Origin of the sequence: Rhodococcus sp. PSBB066 (assembly GCF_017068255.1) — a bacterium.
In the GTDB taxonomy this organism is placed as follows: domain Bacteria; phylum Actinomycetota; class Actinomycetes; order Mycobacteriales; family Mycobacteriaceae; genus Rhodococcus; species Rhodococcus aetherivorans.
The window spans coordinates 2,191,120-2,208,481 of sequence record NZ_CP070859.1; the positions used below are offsets into that span (position 1 = coordinate 2,191,120).

At 68.1% G+C, this 17,362-nt stretch carries 12 protein-coding genes and 1 pseudogene; 9 read left to right on the forward strand and 4 right to left on the reverse strand.

What is annotated here, in order from left to right; translation table 11 throughout:
- Positions 1-231: 231 nt before the first annotated feature.
- Together JYA75_RS10240 and JYA75_RS10245 are read right to left on the reverse strand one after the other, a co-directional pair.
- Positions 232-735, reverse strand: a pseudogene (locus tag JYA75_RS10240) (transposase); the annotation flags it as partial.
- A 752-nt stretch (positions 736-1,487) separates the two neighbouring features.
- Complete coding sequence (locus tag JYA75_RS10245) at positions 1,488-2,051, reverse strand: XRE family transcriptional regulator (protein WP_006941778.1); 564 nt, start codon at positions 2,049-2,051, stop codon at positions 1,488-1,490.
- A 78-nt stretch (positions 2,052-2,129) separates the two neighbouring features.
- On the opposite strand from JYA75_RS10245, the gene JYA75_RS10250 reads away from it, so the two are divergent.
- The 4 genes from JYA75_RS10250 (at position 2,130) to JYA75_RS10265 (ending at position 9,417) form a co-directional block, all read left to right on the forward strand.
- Positions 2,130-3,701: an FAD-dependent oxidoreductase gene (locus JYA75_RS10250; protein ID WP_203329959.1), complete on the forward strand. Its 1,572-nt coding sequence runs from the start codon at positions 2,130-2,132 to the stop codon at positions 3,699-3,701.
- Positions 3,702-3,980: 279 nt separating this feature from the next.
- Entirely contained in the window at positions 3,981-4,187 is a 207-nt protein-coding gene (locus JYA75_RS10255) for a hypothetical protein (RefSeq protein WP_029545710.1), read from the forward strand.
- 222 nt (positions 4,188-4,409) lie between these two features.
- Positions 4,410-4,595, forward strand: coding sequence for a hypothetical protein (locus tag JYA75_RS10260; RefSeq protein WP_203329960.1), 186 nt, complete (start codon positions 4,410-4,412; stop codon positions 4,593-4,595).
- A 229-nt stretch (positions 4,596-4,824) separates the two neighbouring features.
- Entirely contained in the window at positions 4,825-9,417 is a 4,593-nt protein-coding gene (locus JYA75_RS10265; RefSeq protein WP_239010560.1) for an AAA domain-containing protein, read from the forward strand.
- Between the two features lie 117 nt (positions 9,418-9,534).
- On the opposite strand, the gene JYA75_RS10270 is transcribed toward JYA75_RS10265, so the two are convergent.
- The gene (locus tag JYA75_RS10270; RefSeq protein WP_239010561.1) at positions 9,535-11,037 is read right to left on the reverse strand and encodes an MFS transporter; all 1,503 of its coding nucleotides are present in this window, start codon (positions 11,035-11,037) and stop codon (positions 9,535-9,537) included.
- A 182-nt stretch (positions 11,038-11,219) separates the two neighbouring features.
- On the opposite strand from JYA75_RS10270, the gene JYA75_RS10275 reads away from it, so the two are divergent.
- From JYA75_RS10275 to JYA75_RS10295, 5 genes are all read left to right on the forward strand, one after another.
- Positions 11,220-12,110, forward strand: coding sequence for a helix-turn-helix transcriptional regulator (locus JYA75_RS10275; protein ID WP_203329961.1), 891 nt, complete (start codon positions 11,220-11,222; stop codon positions 12,108-12,110).
- 312 nt (positions 12,111-12,422) lie between these two features.
- Positions 12,423-13,460 (forward strand): zinc-dependent alcohol dehydrogenase family protein, encoded by a 1,038-nt coding sequence (locus JYA75_RS10280; protein WP_203329962.1) that lies wholly within the window; start codon positions 12,423-12,425, stop codon positions 13,458-13,460.
- Between the two features lie 144 nt (positions 13,461-13,604).
- Entirely contained in the window at positions 13,605-14,447 is an 843-nt protein-coding gene (locus JYA75_RS10285; RefSeq protein WP_203329963.1) for an aldo/keto reductase, read from the forward strand.
- 226 nt (positions 14,448-14,673) lie between these two features.
- A complete protein-coding gene (locus tag JYA75_RS10290) occupies positions 14,674-15,186 on the forward strand; it encodes a flavodoxin (protein ID WP_239010562.1) in 513 nt (170 codons plus the stop codon).
- 67 nt (positions 15,187-15,253) lie between these two features.
- Entirely contained in the window at positions 15,254-15,652 is a 399-nt protein-coding gene (locus JYA75_RS10295) for a cupin domain-containing protein (RefSeq protein ID WP_043798416.1), read from the forward strand.
- Between the two features lie 301 nt (positions 15,653-15,953).
- Here the strand turns inward: JYA75_RS10295 and JYA75_RS10300 are convergent, their stop codons facing one another.
- On the reverse strand, positions 15,954-16,550 hold the full coding sequence (locus JYA75_RS10300; RefSeq protein WP_043798414.1) for a maleylpyruvate isomerase family mycothiol-dependent enzyme: 597 nt from the start codon (positions 16,548-16,550) through the stop codon (positions 15,954-15,956).
- Between the last annotated feature and the right edge of the window lie 812 nt (positions 16,551-17,362).

The following is a 17,362-nucleotide window of genomic DNA, read 5'->3' on the forward strand; positions in this document are numbered from 1 at the left end:
GGAATCCGGTCAGGGGCGCAGTGGGACCTTGGTGGCGCGCCGCTTGTCCATGGCTGCGTAGGCTTCGGCGACCAGCGCGAGGGGCGGGGTGAGGTCGAAGACCTTGCCGGGCTCGATGCGTCCGTTCCAAACCCGGTCGAGCAGGTCGGGGAGGTAGGCCCCGCACCGGGGCGGGTCCGCCGCGCAGCCCGACGTTCTTCTCGAGACGGAATCACGGACTCGATAGAAGGTCTTGTTCTTGAGCATTGCGTAGAGGACGTCGCAACGTCGCCGGGCCAGGTAGATCAGGGCGACGTTGTGCTTCTTACCTTCGGCGTGTTTGCGGTCGTAGTAGGCACGGCTGGTCGGGTCGTGCAACGCCGCGAACGCGGACAGGAACAGCGCTCGTTCGAGCTTGTGGTTGCCCGACCGCGCGGGGTGCTCGCCGCGGATCGAGGGGCCGGACCGGTGGGTGACCGGGGCGATGCCGGCGTAGGCGGCCGGATGGGCCGCGGAAGTGAACGCCGAACCGTCGCCGACCTCGAGCAGGATGCGAGCTGCAGTGCTGACACCGATGCCGGGCATCGACATCAAGACTCGGGAAAGAGGGTGGTCGTCGAGCATCCTTTCGACGTCTTCGGCGATGTTCTTGCGCTGTTGCAGAATCTCTTTCGGCGTGTCTGCGCGTTTCGGCAGGACGATCTCGGCGGCGTTGCTGCCTGGCACCGTCACGGTTTGGGCAGCGAGGGCGGCGAGGGACGTGGTGGGGCAGGTGAGCACGCCGCTGACGGTGATCGGTGCGGTGGCCACCTCGTACACCGCCTGCGCCGTCGCCGCCAGGCTGGCACCGGGTGGTGCCGGTATCGGGCAGGTCCACGCGCGCCTCGCCGCGGCGCCACCGACCTCGAGCCAACTTCTTTCCCCAACGCGACGGCGGCGCCCGACCGACCGTGCGAGGCAAAGACTTGTTCCTGAACGTGCTCGCGATCAGTTGGGTGCGGGAGGCCGCCTTGGCCGATGAGACGTCCGGCGGCGCGCTCGAAGACATCATGCGGGCGGGTTGGGCCACGTGACCTCACGGTCAGCGGTCTCGACACGCCTTGTCACGTCGGTCGAGAAGCTTTCGGGTTGCGACCGACAACGCTGCCCGCGGTTCTGGGGGCGGTCTAGAGCCTCGACCGCGCCTGCGGTCCCCTCGCGTGCGGGGCGCGGCGAGATGGTGAGTGACGTGCAGGCCCCCAGCGAAACGCATACCCGCGTAAATGCAGAGCTGGACGTCCGTAGCCTCAAGTGTCATGTACGGCGCAACTCCTCCCGCGCAATGGAGTTGAGGGTGCAGTTTCCGGTGGGTGGGGGTGGTGTGGTCGTGCCGACGTTGGCGGTGTGGGCCCGGTGTCCGAGGTTGTCGGGGCGGTGAGGATCGGTATCGCTGCGCCAAGGCCGTGCTCGTCGCCGGCCGCCGGTGTCGGTGGGGTGTCGGGGGTGCGTGGTCGGGGGCTGGGCGCTTGTCATGAGCGCACGTGCATGCGTTCTCCTTGGGGGCCGAAGATTGCGAGCACTTCGCAGGGGGTGGGTCCGGGGTTGCCGATCCAGTGCGGTGTGCGGGTGTCGAATTCGACCACCTCTCCGGGATCGAGCACCAGGTCGCGGCTGCCCAGGATCAGGCGCAGTCGGCCGTTGAGCACGTAGAGCCACTCGTAGCCTTCGTGGGTTTGCAGCGTCGGGTGGGCGACGTCGTCCACGGTGGGCAGCACCATTTTGAAGGACTGCAGGCCCCCGGGGCGGCGGGTCAAGGAGAGGAAGGTCCGGCCGTGCCGGGTCACCGGCTTGGACCGGATTCTGGGGTCGCCGGTGTCCGGGGCGTCGACGAGTTCGTCCAGTGCGACCCGGTGGGCGCGGGCGAGGGGGAGCAGCAGCTCGAGGGTGGGCTTGCGCTGTCCGGATTCCAGTCGGGAGAGGGTGCTGAGCGAGATGCCGGTCTCCTCCGCCAGGTCGCTCAGGGTGGCTTCCCGTTCGAGTCGAAGCTGTCGCAGTCTCGGGCCCACGTTCTTCAAGACGTCCTGGTCTTCCATGTCGCTCAGTGTGCCGGAGTTTTGCCATTACGGCAAGTATGTTTGCCATATCTTGGGAGGGGTCTGCACCCTGGAGGCATGACGGAGAACGAGAGTTTCGATGTGGTGGTGGTCGGCGGCGGCGCTGCCGGTTTGAGTGGTGCGGTGGTGCTGGGGCGGTCCGGTCGCCGGGTGCTGGTGCTCGACGCGGGTGAGCCTCGCAATGCTCCGGCCGAGCACGTCCACAACTATCTCGGCCGGGAAGGGGTGCCCCCGCTCGACCTGCTGGCCGACGGCCGGGCCGAGGTGGCGGCGTACGGGGTGGAGCTGGCGAGCGACCGCGTGACGGCCGTGACCCGCACCGAGCACGGTTTCGCCGTGGCCACCGGCAGCGGACGCGAGGTCACCGCCCGGCGGGTGCTGGTCACCACCGGGGTGGTGGACGAACTGCCCGATGTCCCCGGCCTCGCCGAACGCTGGGGCCGCGACGTGCTGCACTGCCCCTACTGCCACGGCTGGGAGGTGCGCGGTCGAGCGATTGCGGTACTGGCGACCAGCCCCGTCGCCGGACACCAGGGTCTGCTCTGGCGCCAGCTCACCGGCGACGTCGTCCTCGTCGTCGCCGACGGGGTCGAGCTGCCGGCCGCCGACGTGGAGCGGATGGCCGCGATCGGCGTGCGGATCGAGCACGGCACTGCGCGGGAGGTCGTCACCGACGGCGACCGGCTGATCGGGGTGCGTCTGGCCGACGGCTCGCTGCTCGAGCGCGAGGCGATCGTGGTGGCCTCCCGGCCGCAGGTACGCCTCGACTTCCTGACCTCCCTCGGCCTGGAGCCGCAGCACGTCGAGTGGGGCGGGGCGCCGGTGGGGTCGGTGATCGCGGTCGACCCGGTGGGGGCGACCGCGGTGCCGGGCCTGTACGCGGCCGGCAACGCCACCGACATCGGCATGACCCTGATCGGCGCGGCCGCTCACGGCACCCGGGTGGGAGCGTTCGTCAACGCCGACCTGGCCGCCGAGGACGCCGACCGCGCGGTCGGCGAGCGCCGGGCCGAGCTGTTCGAGCAGCCCGCCTGGGAGGATCGCTACTCCGGGGAGCGGGTCTGGAGCGGACGCGTCAATCCCCAACTCGAGGCCGAGGTCTCGTCCCTGACACCCGGACGGGCCCTGGACGTGGGCTGTGGTGAGGGCGCCGACACGGTCTGGTTGGCCGGCCGCGGCTGGTCGGTCACGGCCCTGGACTTCGCGGTCGCCGCCCTGGAGAAGACGGCCGCGCACGCAGCCGAGGCCGGCGTCGGTGACCGTGTCACCACGGTTGCCGCCGACGTCCGCAGCTGGCAGCCCGGCCAGCAGCGATGGGATCTGGTGTCCTCGCAGTTCCTGCATCTTCCCGACGGCGGGATGGTCGAGCTGACCCGGCGCCTCGGCTCCGCGGTCGCCCACGGTGGCACCTTGCTGGTGGTCGGTCACCACCCCGACGACCTGGCGACCGGGCTGCGCCACGGTCACCACTGGTTCCTCTTCACCCCCGAGTCGCTGATTCCGGCGCTCGAGGACGGTCAGTGGGAGGTCGAGCTCTGCGAGGTCCGGTCCCGGACCACGGCACACCCGCACTCCGGGGAGCAGGTCACCGTCCGCGACTCGGTGCTGCGGGCGCGACGACGCGGCTGAGCCGGAACGGTCGTGACGAGACAGGCCATCGACCGTGCGGTCGACACCCGCGCCGGCGCACCGACGGCCGCCGTTGCCGAGCCCGTGGCACCGCGCGACGGTGCCGCTCGTGTCGCGGCGGACCTCGCCCACTTCGACGAGGTGACCCCACCGCCGGTACCTCCGGCCGGCGGTGCGCCCCGCACAGCAGACCATCGCGCAACTGCCGGCGTTCCTCGACAGCGCCGACCTCGCTCCGGTCGTCAAGGCGGCCGCCCAACTCGAGACCACCCACCCGGAGTGGACCTTCGCGGTCTTGGCCGATCAGACCGGGGCCAAGGCGACGAGCACAGCCTCGCACCGGTACAAGAAGGCCAGGACATCGCTCTCGCCGCCGGATTCAGCATCCCGCCGCTGCCCGACCTGGGCGAAACCCTCGCCGGCAAGGGCGTCGTCGATGTGGACGCGATACCGTTCCGGGCGTGCGCGGAGCTGGTGGTGCGCTGACGGCCGGGACAAGAATCCCTATGCCGCCTCGGTGTCCATCCACGACGACTACCGGCGGATGCGGCTACTGGTGACCGACGACGGCAAGGCCGGCGCCGCCCTGCACGGCGTCGAGATCGTCTCGGTGTCCGCGCACCGGGACTGCGCCCACCCGCGCGCGGCACGCGCGATGGTCCGGTACGCCACCGCGCTCGATGGCCGCCGTCTGGACTGTTCGACACCGTGCTGCCGGACCTGTATGCCGAGGCCGGGCTCGTGCCCGCCGCGCGAGTGCGGTGGAACGACGACTACGTCCCTGCCGGCTGGGACTACGACAACTTCCGCGCCTTCAACCATGGCCGCCGGGACGTGGTGTTGCTGGCCGACGACCCCGACCGGGTCGGCGGCAGGTATCCCCGGGGGCTATGAGCTTGCGTCTGCCGTGACGTACCCGCCCGTACCATCCCCCGTGCACTCGATAGCTGTTCTTCGCACAGGCCAGGTGCGATCGCGGTGACGGGTTCGGAGGGACGCAATCGGCGACAAGCGAGACCGGACACGGACATGCCGGAGGTGGTTCCTAAGCTGGAGTTGCCCGGTTTCCGTCGACGGGCGGAAGGACGTCCGCAGGGAGAGTGGAGTGGGTGTGGAGCCGAGGGTGAGCGAACCTGAACTCAGGGATCGCGTGCAACGCCTGCTTGCCTTTCTGGCCGAGCTCGTCAAAGCACGGAGCGCACCTGTCCGTACCCTCGACAAACACCGTGCCGTGATGTCTCTCGACGAGGGAAACCTCGACGTCGGCCTGACCGCCGATGCCGCGGCAGGCGACGTCTTCCTCCGTGCGCGGCGTCTTGTTCTCGAAGATCCACCGCGTCCTCCCGCGCTGGTCGCGAAGTATGTGCAGGGAGCAATCGACAACTCTGCCGCTGAACCCCCACTCGACCCACAGGCCCCCGACGCCGTCGACGGCGTCGAGACCTGGTTGGCGCAATGGCGGGCGTGGGCGGCTGTGGATCGGGAACGACGGCCCGCGTCGCAGCTGTACACGTTCCTGCAGCACGCGATGCTGGACCTCGACGCCCAACCGGAATCGCTCGAGCTCGTCGTCGCATCGGGGTTGCTGCACCTCTCCGACGATGTCGCAGGCGCGCGGGTGCACACACACTTGATCACCCAGTCCGCCCTCATCGAGCGGCACGAGGAATCCGGCGACCTGCTGGTCCGGCTGAATCCCGACGCCGTCCCGTCGCTCGAAGACACCCAGCTCCTCACCGGATTGGAAGTGTTCGATCCATCGAGTACCCGCGACCTGCACCAATCCCTCGCGACTCAGGTCGCGTCGCCCCTCGACCCCGCGGCTCGGGTGTTTCTCAAGGACTGGACCGACCGGGCACTTACAGTGCGCGTGGACGTCGTCGACCAGGCGGAGGAGGCATCGTCGCCCGAGGCGTTCGTGAGACCGTCGCCGGCTCTGGTGCTCCGCAAGCGCGGCGCCTATGCGCTCATCGAGTACTACAACCGCATGAGCGAGGCCGTCGCCGACGAGTCGAACCAGGTGCCGCTGGGTCTGGCGCAACTCGTCGAAGCGATCGAACCGGCCGACCGTGTCGCATGGCTCGACCGCATCGGCACACCGTCCGCGCTGTTCGCCGATGATCCGTTGTTCCCGTTGCCCGCGAACGATGAGCAGCGCGACATCCTCGATCGCCTCACCGGCGACAGCGGCGTCGTGGTCGAAGGCCCACCCGGTACTGGTAAGACACACACCATCGCCAACCTGGTGTCCGCGCTGCTCGCGGGTGGCCAGCGCGTGCTGGTCACCAGTGAGAAGGCTCAGGCGCTGCGTGTACTGCGCGACAAACTTCCGCTCGAACTGCAAGAACTGTGTGTGGCGGTGACCGACCCGGCGCGGGGAGGGTCTGCGGAGCTCAACCGCAGTGTCAGCGAGATCGCTACCCGCAAGGCGCAATTCAACGGGCGGCGCGCAGCGCAGCGCATCGACGAACTCACCACGCAACGCAACGACGTGCTCAACCGTCGGGCGATCCTGACGGAACAGATTCGGCAGACGCGCGCGCAGGAGACGGTCGTTCACACCGCGGTCGCCGCCGGTTACGAGGGGACGGTCGCGTCGATCGTCCGGAGGGTCCGCGCACAGGAATCCGGACAGGGGTGGCTGCCCGCACCGCTGTTCACCGACGCCCCACCTCTGAGCGTCGACGAATTCATCACCCTCCATGCGCTTCATCAGCGGTCGAGCGTCGAGCGGGCGCGTCGCCGGCACCAAGTGTTCCCAGACTTGTCCCTGCCCACCCAGAGAGAGGTGCAGGACGCGTGCGCCGCGGTCGCACAGGCATCGCAGGACGTGACCGGCGAAATGCCGGAGTTGCTGCGGGTACTCGAGGGCGCCTCCCCCGACATACTGGCCCGTATCCGCGATCTCTGCGAACAACTGCAGGGCGCTCTGCACGATGCAGAACGGCTCGACCTGGGATTTCAACGCGTGGCCGACGATGTCCTGTCGGGGAGGGCGCAGCACCTGTGGGGAAAGACCGCCGAGTTCGCAGGTCTCGTGCAGGCCGCGCAGGAGGCCGATCGCGTCGTCGGTGCCAGCACGGTGGCAACGCCGGTGACCGGGCGGCCCGCGTTCGAGGCGTATGACGCGCTGGCTCGCAAGCTGGAGGCGGGGGACACATGGCGCAGTGGCCTCTCCCGGTTCCGGAGGAGTGACGAGCAGTCGGCGGTCGAGGCGCTCGGCGAGCCTGCGACCGTCGACGGGGTCGCGGCCACGACCGCCCACTCGGTGCGTATCGTCGCCGAGCACCTCCGTGCGCTCGACGCGGTGCGGGTCGTGGGGATCGTCCTGCGCGATCTCGGTATCGACATCGCACTCGACGAGTCACGCAGCCGTGCCATCGGCACCCTGGCACTGATCAACCGGGACCGTGGCATCGTGGACAACCTTGTCACACGGGTACGGGATGTCGAATCGGCGTTACGAGACATCCACCCTGGTGCGCCGCGGCTTGTGAGTGTCGAACAGGCGCGGTCGGTTGCGGAGTCGGCGCGGGCAATCGCCGCGGTCGGCACTGCGCAAGCCAGCAAGGCCTGGCTCGAATCCGTCGGCCTGTATGTGCGGGGCCAGATCGCCGGGGGAGCGTCGCCCGAAGGGCGCGCCCTGGCACGGGCCTTCCACGATGCGGACTTCGACGGTATCAATGCAGCTTTGGATGCATGGGATCGTGCGGCCGGTGAACAGCGGGAGGAGCTCGAACTCTTGTCGCTGCACGCGCGTTTGACCGACGCCGCACCGGCGCTCGCGCAGGCCATCGCCGAAGATCCGTCGTGGCCGCAGTGGCCGGTTCGTCTGGCAAACATCGAGAGCGCGTGGGCGTGGCGTCGCGCAGAGCAGTGGGTGCGGAACGTCAACGAGGGGCGTGAGGACGGGCAGTTCGAACGTGACCTCGACGCGGTCGAGAAAGACATCTCGCGGTTGACCACGCAGCTCGTCGCGGAGAAGGCGTGGAGCGCGTGTCTCGACCGCACGACCGCCGAGCAGGTCCAAGCCCTGCACTCGTACCGCGACCATGTCGCGAGTATCGGAAAGGGTACCGGGAGATATGCAGAGCGGTATCGGGCTGCAGCGCGTGAGGCCATGCAGGTCGCGCAGGGTGCGGTGCCGGCGTGGGTGATGCCGTTGCAGCAGGTGCTGTCTTCGGTTCCGCCTGTACAAAACCTGTTCGATGTCGTCATTGTCGATGAAGCAAGCCAGGTCGACATCAGTAGCTTGTTCCTGCTGTGGTTGGCGCCGCGTGTGATCGTGGTCGGGGACGATAAGCAATGCGCGCCGAGTGCGGTGTCGTTGGGTGCGCTCGACGGAGTGTTCCGTCGTCTCGATTCATCCCTGCCCGACATCCCGAAGTACTTGCGCGATAGTTTCACTCCCCGCTCGAGCATGTTCTCGTTGTTGCGGTCGCGGTTCGGGAGCATCGTCCGGTTGCGTGAGCATTTCCGATCGATGCCGGAGATCATCGCCTGGTCGAGCGAACAGTTCTATGCAGACGACCCCCTGGTTCCGTTGCGGCAGTATGGGTCCGACCGCCTTCCGCCTCTGCGCACCACCTACGTCGACGGTGGTGTCGTCACCGGACAGAACTCGACGTTGACGAACCGTGTCGAGGCCGGTGCCCTCGTCGACACTGTGGTGCAGTGTGTCGAAGACCCCGCCTACGACGGGAAAACCTTCGGCGTGGTGGTTTTGCAGGGGCAGTCGCAGGTCGACGTCATCCAGAACGAACTGCTCGACCGGCTCACCCCGCACCAATGGGACGAACGCAGACTCCGTGTCGGCACGCCTCCGGATTTCCAAGGGGACGAGCGGCACGTGGTGTTTCTGTCCATGGTGGTCGCGCCCGACCAGAACATCGCGGCGATGACGAGGACCGAATATCAACGACGGTTCAACGTCGCCGCATCGAGGGCACAGGACCAGTTGTGGTTGTTCCATTCGCGGTCCGTCGACACGTTGCGGCCGACGGACCTGCGCCATTCGCTGCTCACCTACATGCAGTCGACGTCGCCGATGCCTGCGGCGCCGATGCCGGCGGGTGTGACGGGTGAGGAGCGGCACGAGGCATTCGACAGTCTCTTCCAGCAGGAGGCGTTCCTCGACATCGCTGCCCGCGGATATCACGTGAACCCCCGGGTGGAGGTGAACGGTCACGTCATCGATCTGGTGGTGACCGGTGCGGCAGGCAAGCTGGCTGTGGCGTGCGACGGCGAGCAGTGGCACACCACTCCCGACCGGCAGCGCGCCGACCTCGAGCGTGAACGTGAACTGCGCCGGAGCGGGTGGAGGTTCTGGAGGGTCCGCGAATCCGAGTACTACCTCGACCCGGACGCGTCGATGTCGGGGCTGTGGGGCGAGCTCGAGCGGCGCGGCATTACCTCCGAGGGTGCGGATGTCGTTGCTGTGTCCGACGTCGAGCGTTCCGGATTCACCGAGTCGTCGGTGGCCACGCCGGTGTCGTCATCGCTGGCTGACACCATTGTGGAGGCACTCGGGAGTGAGGAATATCCGGTCGTCGAGCTTGCCGATCGGCTCGAGATGGACTGGACGGTCGTTCTCGCGGTGCTGGAAGAGCTCGTCGTCGCGGGGCGGGTCGACGCGTTCGTTGCGCCAGGGCAACGGACGAACTATCGGGTTGCGGGTGTAGTCGATCGCACTGCCGACGATGGTGCCGGCTTCTGACCGAATCGGATGATCGGACGATTCGTAGCAACACCTTCGCGCAAAGTGCGCCAGATCCTCTTTCCGTCCGCCCGAGTGCACGATGTTGCAGAGATGGGCAGGTGAGCCCGGTCGCCGTCAGCGAGTGCAGACAGCGGCTGGGGTCGGGGTCGACCGGTCGGGCTTCTGGGTGCGCCGGAGAGTGGTATCGCGGGCCCGGCGCGTCGGGCGACGTTCGATGATCGTCGAGGGCAGGAGCAGCGTCACGGTCGCGACCAGGGCGAGGGCCAGCAGTGCGGCGCCGGTGGTGAGCGCGGTGGACACGTGCTCGGCCAGTCCGTCGACGGTGTCCGTGGAGGTCGACACGGTGGTCGAGACGGCGACGAGGATGCCGAGACCGAGGGCGCTCCCGAGTTGGTGGGCGGTGTTGACCAGTCCGGATGCCGCACCGGCATCCGCGGGGTGGACGCCGCTGATCCCGGCGGCCGTCAGCGGGGCGAAGGCAAGGCCCTGACCGGCGCCGATGAGCACCATCGGCAGGGCGAGCGCCGTGAGGTAGGCGCTGCCGGCGTCGACCCGGCTGAGCCAGACCATCCCGATCAGGGTGAGCAGAACGCCGACAGTGAGGAGGGAGGCGTTGCCGACACGACGGGTCAGGCGTGGAATGGCCATGGCGACAACGAAATTGACGATCGTCATCGGGAGGAAGGCGACGCCGGCCTGCAGCGCGGTGTAGCCGAGCACGCCCTGCAGGAACTGGGTGGTGAAGAAGAAGAAGCCGATCATCGCGCCGAGGTAGAGCATCCGGGTCAGGTAGGCGCCGGTGCGGATACGGCTGGCAAACAGGTGCAGCGGCATGATCGGCTGGGCCACGCGGGACTCGTTGAACACGAGCACGGCGAGCAGCACCACGCCCGCCCCGAGCGCCGCGATGGTGCTCGTCGCGGCCCAGCCGACCTCGGCCGATTCGACGACGGCGAACACCAGGGCGCCCATGCCGAGGGTCGCCGCCAGCGCACCGACGACGTCGAACCGGCCGCTCGTGCCTTGCGTCTGCGGAAGATAGCGCGGGGCGAGGGCGATCATCGCGATGCCGATCGGCACGTTGACGAAGAAGCCGGCCCGCCACGAGATGGCACTGGTGAGGGCACCCCCGAGGACCAGGCCGAGGCTGGCGCCGAGACCGGCGGTGGCGGCGTACCAAGCGAGGGCGCGGGTACGTTCGCGGCCTTCCGGGAAACTCGCTGTCAACAGCGACAGCGACGACGGTGCGACGATCGCGGCGCCGACGCCTTGGAGGGCGCGAGCCGCGATGAGCAACGTGCCGGTGGGAGCGGCGGCAACGAGGAAGGAGGCGACGGTAAAGACGGTCAGGCCGGCGACGAACACACGTCGACGGCCGAGGATGTCGCCGAGCCGGGCCCCGAGCAGTAGGAGGCCCCCGAATACGAGCGTGTAGGCGTCCTGGACCCAGGACAGGCCGGTGGGGGACAGGTCCAGTTCGTGCTCGATCGTCGGCAGTCCGGTGAAGATGATCGAGTTGTCGAGCAGGATCATGAAGTAGCTGACGAGGATGATCGTGAGGATGGCGGTCGGCCGAGGTCGCTGTGCTGTAGCGGGATCCGTTGCGGTGTCGGTCACGTTGCCTTCTTCGAGGTGACGGGGTGCGAATGGGCGGAGGGCTGATGCCGGCCGAGAACTCGATGTCCGGTCTCTCGTGCCCTCACCCACTACAGCACCGTCCCGGCCGGCGAGGCAGGCCCTGTCGAAGCAGGTACTCGTAGGGCCTCCCACCTGCTGCCGGATGTTCTTAGGCTTTCTGTGTGGACAACCGCAGCGAGATCCGTGAGTTCCTGGCCACCCGTCGCGCCCGGATCACCCCGCAGCAGGCGGGGCTTCCGGCCTTCGGCGGCAAGCGGCGCGTCCCGGGTCTGCGTCGGGAGGAGGTCGCCCTGCTCGCCGGGGTGAGTGTCGACTACTACACCCGGCTCGAACGAGGTGACCTCGGCGGTGCCTCCGACGGTGTCCTGGACGCTCTCGCCAGTGCTCTCCAGTTGGACGAGGCCGAGCGGGCTCACCTGTACGATCTGGCGCGGGCGATGGACAGCCGGGACCCCCGTCGGCGCCGGGGGGCTCCCCGTCGGGTCAGCCCGTCGGTGCAGCGCGTCCTCGATGCCGTCATGGCGCCGGCGTGGGTACGCAACGGCCGGGCCGACGTCGTGGCCACCAACACCTTGGGCCGGGCCCTGTACTGGCCGCTGTTCGACGGATCGACGAAACGGCCGAACACGGCGCGGTTTACGTTCCTCGATCCGCGTGCGGTCGACTTCTACGGTGACTGGGAACGCACCGCCAGCGACATGGTGGCGGTCCTGCGCGCCGAAGCCGGGCGCACTCCCAACGACCGGGAGCTGACCGCGCTGATCGGTGAACTGTCGACGCGCAGCCAGGAGTTCCGCACCCGATGGGCCACCCACAACGTGCTGTTCCACCGCACCGGTCGCAAATCGTTGCACCATCCCGTCGTCGGCGACCTCGACCTCACCTACGAGGCGCTCGACCTCACGTCGAGTCCGGGGCTGACGTTGCTCGTCTACACCGCCGAGCCCGACAGCGCGACGCAGGAGTCGCTCGACCTGCTCGCCAGCTGGGCTGCGACCTCACTGCAGGAGCAGCACGGTCGCCCCCAGCGCGAGCCCGACGTGTCGTCGTAACGTCCGGGCGGAACCGCGAGTTGCGATCGGCAGGCGGTGACGGGCACGTGTGATCAGCGTACCGAAGGAAATGTATCGGCATGCCACGGTGAACATTTGGAGTATCGCGTTGACTTCGGCACTCGTCACCGCCCCCGGGCGTGCGGCGCCCGGCTGTTGAAAGGGGGTTCTGGCAGTACCAGGATCATCAGGGACTCCTGCACCTTCGTGATCGGGTGTTTCCTGGAGAACAGAGGCGACGTGAGGCGTTCCCGCTGTGACCGTACAGCGCGCCTGCGAGACCCCGAAAAATACGAGAACTGGAGCAATTTCGTGCGAGCAACGTTCATGTACGGCGCCGGTGACGTCCGGATCGAGAACATCCCGGACCCGGTGCTGCAGCAACCCACCGATGCAATCGTGCGCATCGTGCGTTCGTGCATCTGCGGATCGGACCTGCACCCCTACCACAACCTGCCGGCGACCCCGGCGGGCACGCCGATGGGCCATGAGTTCCTCGGCGTCGTCGAGGAGATCGGCGCCGAGGTGGCGACGCTGCGGAAGGGTGACTTCGTCATCGCCCCGTTCGCCTGGTCGGACGGCACCTGCGAATTCTGCCGCGAGGGCCTGCACACCTCCTGCCGCCACGGCGGATTCTGGGCCGCGAACGGCATCGGCGGCGGTCAGGCCGAGGCGGTGCGTGTCCCTCTGGCCGACGGCACCCTGGTCAAGGCGCCGGTCGGTGAGGACTCGTCGCTGCTGCCGTCGTTGCTGACGCTGTCCGACGTGCTCGGCACCGGCTACCACGCCGCTGTCAAGGCCGGCGTGAACGCGCGCACCACGGTGACCGTGATCGGGGACGGCGCTGTGGGCCTGATGGCGGTGCTGTCAGCCAAGCGCCTCGGCGCCGAGCGCATCATCCTCATGGGCCGACACAAGGCTCGCACCGATCTCGGTCTCGAGTTCGGTGCCACCGACGTCGTCGCCGAGCGCGGACAGGAAGGCATTGCCCGGGTGCGGGAGCTCACCGGCGGCGACGGCACTCACACGGTGCTCGAAGCCGTCGGTCACATCCCCGCCTACGAGCAGGCCCTCGGCGTGGTCCGCCCCGGTGGTGTGATCAGCCGTGTCGGCGTGCCCCAGTACGAGATGGCCCCGATCGGGTTCGGCAGCCTGTTCGGGCCGAACATCACTCTCACCGGCGGACCGGCCCCCGTGCGGGCCTACATCGAGGAACTGTTGCCCGACGTCCTCGAGGGAAAGATCGAGCCGGGCAAGGTTTTCGACCGCACCATCGATCTCGATGAGGTGCCTGACGGGTACCGTGCCATGGACGAGCGTGAGGCCCTCAAGGTCCTGATCCGTCCGTAACGGATCATCGAGGTGATCTCGACCGAGGGCCGGTGCGGAGTCGTCCCCAGGTGGCACCGCGGCGCGGAGTGCATCGGTCATCGAGGACACGATCTCGGCCGAACGTTTCGTACCGACCCAGGATTTTCGAAGAAGGGAAGACAGATGCAGACCGTCACTCTCAACAACGGCGTGGTGATGCCGGTCGTGGGGTTCGGCGTCTACCAGATCCCGCCCGAGCAGACCGAGCACGCCGTCACCGACGCCCTCGCCGCCGGTTACCGGCTCCTCGACACCGCAGCTGCCTACCGGAACGAAGAAGCCGTCGGCCGCGCGATCGGAAACAGCGGCATTGCGCGGGAGGAACTGTTCGTCACTACCAAGTTGTGGATCCAGGACGCCGGCGAGCAGAACACCGAACGGGCCTTCGACAAGTCGCTGCAGCGGCTCGGCCTCGACTACCTCGACCTGTATCTGATCCACCAGCCCTTCGGGGACGTCTACGGTTCCTGGCGCGCCATGGAGCACCTGCTCGGTGAGGGCGGCGTCAAGGCCATCGGGGTCTCGAATTTCCACCCGGATCGCTTGGTGGATCTGATCGAGCACAACGAGATCACTCCGGCGGTGAATCAGATCGAGACGCATCCGTTCTTCCAGCGCACCGCCGACCAGGCTTTGATGCGCGAGCGTGGTGTCCAGATCGAGTCGTGGGGTCCGTTCGCCGAGGGTCGCAACAACCTGTTCGCCGATCCGGTGCTGACCGAGATCGGCGCGACGCACGGCAAGTCTGTCGCCCAGGTCGTACTGCGCTGGCTCATTCAGCGTGGCGTGGTGGTGATCCCCAAGTCGGTGCGGGCCGACCGGATGGCGGAGAACTTCGACGTCTTCGACTTCGAGCTCACCGACGAACAGATGGCGAGTATCGCCGCGATGGACACCGGCGCCAGTCTGTTCTTCGATCACCGCGACCCCGAGATCGTCAGCCGGCTCGGCACTGTCCGTCTCTGACCGACTGACCGGCACCGTTGACGGCACCGGCGAGGAGTTGATGCCCGTGGAAGACCGTCCCGGCCTTGCGCGACGAGCAGTGTTGCGCGGCTGTGCGGCGCTGGGCATCGCTGCCTGCGCCTCACGCGCAGCCGGGTGTTCGGGTCGCCCGACCGAAACCGGGTCGGCAGCTGGCGTCACCGGACGACCGGCGCCGACGCCTTCGGCACCGGCCGGTACGAGGTCGGTGTTGCTGGCGTACTTCTCGCGCCCCGGGGAGAACTACTTCTACGGCGGCCGCATGGATCTCGACGTCGGTAACACCGAGGTGTTGGCCGGAATGGTCGCGGACCGGATCGCGTGCGACGTGCACCGCATCGAACCGGTCGATCCGTATCCGCACGAATATGAGCAGACCGTCGAGCTGAATCGGCGTGAGCAACGCGAAGCCGCACGTCCTGCGATCGCGAACCGGTTGCGCTCGCTCGCCGGTTACGATGTCGTCCTGCTGGCGAGCCCGGTGTGGAACAGCAGTGCGCCGATGATCATGTGGACCTTCGCCGAGGGGCTCGACTTCGCCGGCACGAGGGTCCACCCGATCACCACCCACACCGTGAGCGGGCTCGGGAGCGTCCCGGACGATTACGAATATGCTTGTCGCGGAGCAACTCTCGGTGAGGGTCTGGCCGTTCGGGGCGAGGAGGTCCGCGATGCCGGCGCCGCAGTCGACTCCTGGCTGCAGCGCACCGGCCTGCTCTGACTGCCTGTCGCACCCGCGGCTGTCACATCACCGCTCGCAGGGCGAGCCGGATCGAAGGAAACGGAAGATGCGGATCGCCCCGCGTACCCCCACCACGAAGAACCCGCCCGAACAGTTCCACGGCGACGTGTGGCTGGACCCGATTGCCTTCCCCCGCGAGGACGGTCAGCGGATGATCGTCGCGAAAGTCCGGTTCGCGCCCGGCGCCCGCACCGCCTGGCACTCGCACGCCCGCGGCCAGACGCTGCACGTTACACAGGGCGTGGCGTGGGTGCAGTCCCGTGGCGGGGAAAAGATCGAGGCGTACCCCGGCCGGACGATCTACTGCCCGCCCGGCGAGGAACATTGGCACGGTGCGGCCGCCGACTCGTTCATGGAGCATCTGGCGATGCTCGACAACGCCGACGACCCGGCGACGACCACGACGTGGCTCGAGCACGTCACCGACGAGGAGTACAACGGCTGATGAAGGCGGGGAACGACGTCGAGGCGGCGGTGCGCGACTGCAAACAGCAGCGCGACGCGATGGTCACCGGCGATGCGGTCGCGCTCCGCGAACTGCTCGATGAAGATTTCACGCTCACACACATGACCGCGTACGAGCAGTCGAAGGCCGAATGGTTGGCCGACGTCGCCTCCGGCCGGACGCGGACGGAGGCCACCATCCGGGGCGGGCACGGCACCTGGCCGCTGCAGCTCGAGATCCACTACACCGCCCGCGACGGCCGGTGGGTGGCGGCGTACACCCTCGCGTCCACCTGGGTGGGTCAGCCGCGGCGTAGGGCGCGGCCATCGGGCAGGGTTCGGCCGCTCAGAAGCGCCACCAGGCGTCCGCTGTCGGTCCGCACGACCTTGCCGCTTCCCCAGCTCCAGTCGATGTCGGCAGCCTCGAGCCGGACGTCGGTCAGGTCGACCCCGAACAGTGCGCCGTTCGCGGCGGTGAGCTGGTCGAGGACGGCTACCACGGCCTCGACCGGCGCAACCGTCGGCCGGTCGAGCGCGACCGTGACGTCGAGGGAGTGGATCACTGCATGGCTGAGCGCCCCGGCCGCCCCGCCACCCGGCGGCTGCCACTCGTGCAGCAGCGGCGACCGGAGGTGGGCCAGGTGGTCGGCGACCGGCAGGGAGGCGTCGCGGGCGGCTACGGTGTTGGACAGCAGGGTGAAGTCGCCGCCTGCCGCCGCCATCTCGGCTCCGAACTGCTCGGGTGTGAGCCGCGCCGGCATCGTTACGTGCGCGACCACGTGGCGGACCTGCCACGTCGCGCAGAGCGACGGGGTGTCCCAGGTCTCGGTGGGCGCGGAGTCGAGCAGGTCGGCGAGGCCGTCGTACGTTGGCGGTACCCCGGACTGCAGGTTGTTCACGGTCGGTCCCCTTTCATTCAGTTGAGCAAGGTGCCCCGCCGCCGAGCCGGACGTCCTTGCATCGCGCCGCCTGCAGAGGTTGAGACTCCACGGGCCGGTCAAACTCATCGGAGAGTGGCCAAGCCGAAGTCGCCAAGGTGTACGACCTGCCTGACACCTATCCCGAAACTCGCCCCGGAGGGCTACGCCGAGTACCGCGCCACATCGACTTCATGGACGTGCTGGCCGAGCAGTTCGGTCTCGACGATCATGCGCTGCAGTACCCACAGGCGGGGAATATCAGGGACCGCAGGGTGCCTCACGATCCTCTGGATGGGTGAGGTGACGACGTCGCCGGATCGCTGTTCTCGACCGCTCAGGGAGAGCACTGCCTCCGCCAACGCCTGCAGGGATTTCGGTAGCCAACGTGGTGTCCCGGTCGGCGGTCAGCCGGCGCACAACTGCTCGCGCACGATTCTCTCGTAATGCTCGGCCGTCAGGCATGCCTGACGACGCAATCGGAAAGGGGGCCAGAGCCGACTCCGGCCTGCCGTCGACAGGCCGGATCTACCATCCGGAAAACGGCATCGATCTGGTGACCGGACTACGTAGCGACACGCCGTCCTGCCGACACCGGACTCGTTGCACGGCCGCGTAGGTATCTTTCAAACACGGAGGTGAGGGACGTTGTCCGACGAGACGCAGCGGGATATCGGGTCGATCAGACTGCCGCAATGGGGCCGTGTCGAGCGAGGCGGTGGCATTGTGGGCTCTTCACAGTTGAGGGTGTAATCGCTGGCTGGATGTTGGCTGGCGCGTCGGTCCCGGGGCAG

Coding starts and splice junctions, on each gene's coding strand:
- JYA75_RS10285 (WP_203329963.1), top strand. CDS start 13,605: ATGCAGACCGTCACTCTCAACAACGGCGTGGTGATGCCGGTCGTGGGG.
- JYA75_RS10245 (WP_006941778.1), bottom strand. CDS start 2,051: ATGGAAGACCAGGACGTCTTGAAGAACGTGGGCCCGAGACTGCGACAG.
- JYA75_RS10250 (WP_203329959.1), top strand. CDS start 2,130: ATGACGGAGAACGAGAGTTTCGATGTGGTGGTGGTCGGCGGCGGCGCT.
- JYA75_RS10295 (WP_043798416.1), top strand. CDS start 15,254: ATGCGGATCGCCCCGCGTACCCCCACCACGAAGAACCCGCCCGAACAG.